Origin of the sequence: Methylacidimicrobium tartarophylax (genome assembly GCF_902143375.2) — a bacterium.
GTDB lineage: Bacteria > Verrucomicrobiota > Verrucomicrobiia > Methylacidiphilales > Methylacidiphilaceae > Methylacidimicrobium > Methylacidimicrobium tartarophylax.
The window spans coordinates 1-5,062 of sequence record NZ_CABFVA020000050.1 but is presented as its reverse complement, the minus strand read 5'-3'; the positions used below and the strand labels follow the sequence as shown (position 1 = coordinate 5,062).

Here is a 5,062-nt window from a genome sequence, read left to right as displayed (position 1 = left end):
CTCGTGCCCGCCGGTCAAGTCTGCGCAGAAGCGGGGTTCAGGAAGAGCGTAGCCTGCGCTGGTTGGCAGCCTCGGCGCACGAAGCGGCGTGGAATCGGTGCATCGCAAGAAATTTTAATCAGTTTTAATAGAAGGACGTAAGAGCATGAGATTGGAAGCGACGGAGCAAGGAGTACTGGCAACCTTTCCGGTGTTTGCGGAAGAAACTCTGGTGAAAGGGCGAGTCGTGGAGAGGAGCGCGAAGAGCGTCCTGATCGATATCGGCTACAAATCCGAAGGAGTCGTGCCGCTGGAGGAGTTCGAAGATCCGGCGGCAGTCCAGGTTGGCGATGAGGTGGAGGTCCTTCTCGAACATCTCGAAGATGAAGAAGGGACCGTCGTTCTTTCCAAGCAGAAAGCCGCCCAAAAACAAAATTGGGACAAGGTCGTCAAAATCTATCAGGCGGGCGGTACGGTTGAGGGGAAGGTTCGTGGAATCGTCAAAGGCGGGCTGATGCTGAATGTTGGGGTGGAAGCTTTTCTCCCTTCTTCCCAGATCGATATCAACGCCCCGAGGAACCTGCGGGATTTCGAAGACAAGATCCTCGTTTGCAAGATCGTCAAGCTCAATGAAGAGCGCCGTAGCGTCGTTCTCTCCCGCCGGGAGTTGGTGGAAGCGGAGAGGGCGGAAAAGCGCGCACGGTTTCTCGAGACGGCCGAAAAAGGCCATGTGGTCAAGGGAATCGTCAAAAACCTCACCGATTTTGGCGCATTCATCGATCTGGACGGGATCGACGGCCTTTTGCATATCACCGACATGAGCTGGCGGCGGCTCTCGCATCCTTCGCAGCTCTTGGCCGTGGGACAGGAAGTCGAGGTCATGGTCATTGACGTCGATCGGGAGAAGGAAAGAATCTCGCTGGGCCTCAAGCAGAAGTCCGAAAATCCCTGGGAAAAGATTGCCGAGAAGTTCCCGATCCAATCGAAGATCAGCGGGAAGGTGACGAATTTGACGGCATACGGCGCCTTCGTCGAACTCGAACCGGGAATCGAGGGACTGGTTCATGTCTCGGAGATGTCCTGGACGAAACGGATCACGCGGCCTGCAGAGCTTCTTTCCGTCGGGCAGGAGGTGGAGGTCGTCGTCCTGGATGTCAATCGGGAGGAACAAAAGATTTCCTTGAGCCTGCGGGCTCTCGAGGTCAACCCGTGGGAGAAGATTGCCGACCAGTATCCCGTCGGATCGACGGTAAAGGGAACCGTCCGCACCTTCACGGCGTACGGCGCGTTTGTCGAGCTCCAGGAAGGAATCGACGGATTCGTTCATGTCAATGACCTCTCTTGGACGCGGAAGATCAACCACCCATCGGAGGTCTTCAAGAAGGGGGATCTCGTCGAGGCGAAGGTCTTGGAGATCGACTGGCCCAATCAAAAGATTCTCCTTGGAGTCAAGCAGCTCGCCGATGACCCTTGGAAGAGTCTCGCCTCTCGATACAAGGTGGGGGAGATCGTCACGGGCAAGGTGAGCAAGATCGCCAGCTTTGGCGCATTCGTTCAATTGGATGGCGAGATCGATGGGTTGGTCCACATTTCGCAGATTAGTAACGACCGGATCGCTAAGGTGAAAGATGTCCTGAAAGTGGGACAGGAAGTCCAGGCTCGGATTGTCAAGATTGAGCCGGAAGAGAGGCGAATCGGTCTTTCCATCAAGGCCCTGGCCTATTCCGATGAGCAGATGGAAAAGGAGCGGGAGAAGTTGGATCTTTCTCGTCCTGGCGAGGAACTCGGCTCGATGGAGGATGCCTTCTCGCGCGCCGAAGAGGACTATCGGCCCGGCGACTCGAGCAGACGCGGTTAAAGATCGGGCGGCTCGGCCGCGGGGTGCTCTGTTTGCAGCTGCGACTTGCTTCCCCGACGTAACATCACCAGTGGTGCGCTCCTGCCGAGACCTTGCTTGGTAGGCAATTGGCTGACCCTAAGTAGGCATACTGCCGACAAGTAACACAGGGAAGCCCTGTAGGCTTTTATCTTGCTGGCTCTTACGAGTTGTCCTAACGTGCGGGTATGCAGGGTCAGCGGGAGCATGGAGGGTCGACGGAGGGCAAGCTCCTAGCGGCCTTGCTCCTCTTTCTGGTCGTCACCGCTCCGGTCGTCTTCGCGGGATGGGGTTTCCTCAATGCGCTTCTGGAGGCGCAGGGAGGTGCCAATGCCGGAATCGGCTCTCTTCTTTGCCTGGGACTCTTCCTTCTTCTCGCACTGCTTTTTGGTCGATTCCTTCTTCGATACTCGGAGGTCAGTGATGAGTCAAAACGAAGCCGAGAAAGCTGAGAAGATGCCGGAGGAAGTTCCGCCCCCTCTGGGCACGATGTTCGTTCTCATCCTGTTCCTGGTGGTCCTGGCCGGGATGTGGTCTTACATGTACATGGAAATGGTGACTAGGTAGGGGGAGTAATGGAGACGCTCGCCGGGAAACTGGAAAAGGGTTACATCTGGCTATCGGTCATCGTCCTCGTCGCCTTCATCGCGGCCATTACCTACTCTTCGGTCGTCCTGGCGATCGTGGTTCCGGGCAACGACGGGCAGATCGTTCCGAAGCCGGGGGAAACCCTCTTCGCGGCTGTCACCCGGACCAAGCCCTTCGATCAGCCGGGCGTGCGGCAAACGGGTCCCGGCACCTACGACGTCGTGATCCTGGGGCAAGCCTGGATGTTCAACCCGGGTGCAATCGAGCTGCCCGTGGGAGCGGAAGTCACCTTTCTGGGAACCTCTATCGACATCGACCATGGGCTCTACATTCCCGGCACGACCGTGAACATCATGCTCTTGCCGGGCCAGATCGCGAAACAGAAATACCGTTTCACTCGCCCCGGAGAGTACCGGATGATCTGTCATGAGTATTGTGGAATGCTCCATCATCAGATGACTGGGACTCTCACGGTCAAGTAGGAAGAGGACGCCATGCCCACCGCCGAAGCCAGAGTCACGATCGTCGAAAATCCCTCCGGATACACGCTTCCCGAGAGCCATCGGCGCTACCTCTTGTGGGGCATTCTCTTCGGGTTCGCAGCACTCGCCGTAGGCGTGTTTCAGGGCTTTGTCCAGGGACTCAATTACGGGGGGATCAATATCTTCAGCAACCTCCCGGGGATGCGCACCTACTACCAGGGGCTCACTCTTCACGCGGTGCTGAACGTCTTTGTTTTCCCCTTTGCCCTTTCGAACGGATGGCTGGCGTTGGCGGTTGCCCGCAGCTTGGGGAGGAACCTGAACGGCTTCCTTCTGGCGCTCTCCTTTTGGCTCTTGATCGGCGGAAGCGTCCTCGGCGGCTACGCGATCCTCGCCGGGAAGGCGAGCGTTCTCTACACCTTTTACCCACCCCTGCGCGCCGAATGGACCTTTTACGCGGGGGCGGTTCTGCTCGTCCTGAGCACCTGGACGACTTCTGCGGCGCAGATCCTGGCTCTTTCGGCCTGGAAGAAGGAGCATCGCGGAGAGCGGGTTCCGCTGCTCGCCTTCGTCTCGATCGCAACTTACGTGATGTGGGATATCGCCTCCATGGGAGTAGCGATCGAGGTGCTCGGCCTTCTCCTTCCCTGGTCTCTCAATCTCCTGCCGGGCTCCGACCCGCTCTTGAGCCGCGCGCTTTTCTGGTTCACCGGCCACCAGATCGTCTACTTTTGGCTCCTTCCCCTCTATGTCTCCTGGTACACGATGATTCCCCGGCAGGTCGGAGGGAAACTCTTCAGCGATACGCTCGCACGCATCGCCTTCGTCATGTTCATCGTGCTGATGCCCGTCGGCTTCCATCACCAGTACGTCGATCCCGGAGTGAACGGCTATTTCAAGTGGAGTGCCGGCATCCTCACCTTCGCGATCTTCTTCCCCAGCCTCTTGACGGCATTTTCGGTGATGTACGCCTTGGAGATCGGCGGGCGGGCCCGCGGAGGGAAGGGAATCCTCGGCTGGTTCTGGCGGATTCCGTGGAGAGATCCTTCCGTGAGCGCCCAGGTGCTTGCGATGATCACCTTCCTTCCTGGCGGAATCACCGGTCTCATGAACGCGAGCGTCGACATGAACCGACTCGTTCATAATACGACCTTTATCCCGGGACACTTTCACATGACGGTCGGGAGTGCGGTCGCGCTCTCCTATTTCGGCCTCGCCTACTGGCTTATTCCTTATCTGACCGGTCGGGAACTCTGGGGAAAGAAATTGGCCGTCTGGCAGTCCTGGATCTATTTCGTCGGCGTGCTTGTTTTCGCCCGGGGGGAGATCTCCGGAGGGCTGCTGGGAATGCCCCGAAGGACGGCGATCTCAATGATCAACTATGCTCCGCTCCCCGGCTGGAAGCTGGCGGGAGCCTTGACGGCCATCGGCGGCAGCATGATGTTCCTTGCCGCCATACTCTTCTTCGTCATCCTAGCCATGACCCTCTGGACCGGCCGGAAAACCCGACCGGTGGTGGACCTTCCCTTCACCTCGACCGTGCAGGGCGCCGCCGTCTCGGGCAATCAGTTGATTCTCGACAAGATCTCCTACTGGGTCTTTCTTTCGCTCGCTCTGGTGGCGCTCGTCTATGGGCCGTTCCTCTTGACGCATTTCCCGCCGACGCTCAGTGCCCCCCCCTTCATGGGCTACTGATCGGCTCGCCTCGATAAAAATCGTCTTGCGACGGCCGACAGGCAAGTGAACCCATCGTCGCGGATCCTCGTGGGCAAAGACAAACGGGTTTAACCTGCTTTCGGGCATGTAGATCCAACTTCGAGAAAATGTCATAGAAATGTCACAGAAATGTCACAAGAAGTTCACAGAATCCTTGCTTGTCAGCGAGAAGACCTCCCGGCTAGAGTGCCGCCGGACGCGAAGCGGGGGGATCAGCAGAAGCTCTTAAGAGGAGGAAGGATGATTTCGGTGTCAGGGGAGGGGGAACTTGCGAAGAGAGTAAGCCAAAAGAACGTTTGGCGAAAGCGGCGTTGGCCGCTGGCGACTTGCATTCTCTGGCTCTGTGCGCCGATCCTCGTTCAAGCGGCGGAGAACGCCGCACCCGGCACGGAGCAAGCGGCGCCGGTCCCCCCGGCCGCCG

Annotated in this window: 4 protein-coding genes and 1 pseudogene; all 5 read left to right on the top strand. The window is 58.2% G+C overall.

The annotated features are described in order from the left end of the window. Window positions 1–145 precede the first annotated feature (145 nt). Window positions 146–1,837, top strand: a complete 1,692-nt coding sequence (locus MAMT_RS05055; protein WP_178086919.1) for a 30S ribosomal protein S1 — start codon at window positions 146–148, stop codon at window positions 1,835–1,837. Window positions 1,838–2,043: 206 nt separating this feature from the next. Further along, a complete protein-coding gene (locus MAMT_RS05050; protein ID WP_142659918.1) occupies window positions 2,044–2,307 on the top strand; it encodes a hypothetical protein in 264 nt (87 codons plus the stop codon). 123 nt (window positions 2,308–2,430) lie between these two features. Further along, the gene (locus MAMT_RS05045) at window positions 2,431–2,925 is read left to right on the top strand and encodes a cytochrome c oxidase subunit II (RefSeq protein ID WP_142659917.1); all 495 of its coding nucleotides are present in this window, start codon (window positions 2,431–2,433) and stop codon (window positions 2,923–2,925) included. A gap of 12 nt (window positions 2,926–2,937) precedes the next feature. Beyond that, window positions 2,938–4,620 (top strand): cbb3-type cytochrome c oxidase subunit I, encoded by a 1,683-nt coding sequence (locus tag MAMT_RS05040; RefSeq protein WP_142659916.1) that lies wholly within the window; start codon window positions 2,938–2,940, stop codon window positions 4,618–4,620. Between the two features lie 261 nt (window positions 4,621–4,881). Then, window positions 4,882–5,062: pseudogene (locus MAMT_RS11530) on the top strand (hypothetical protein); the annotation flags it as partial.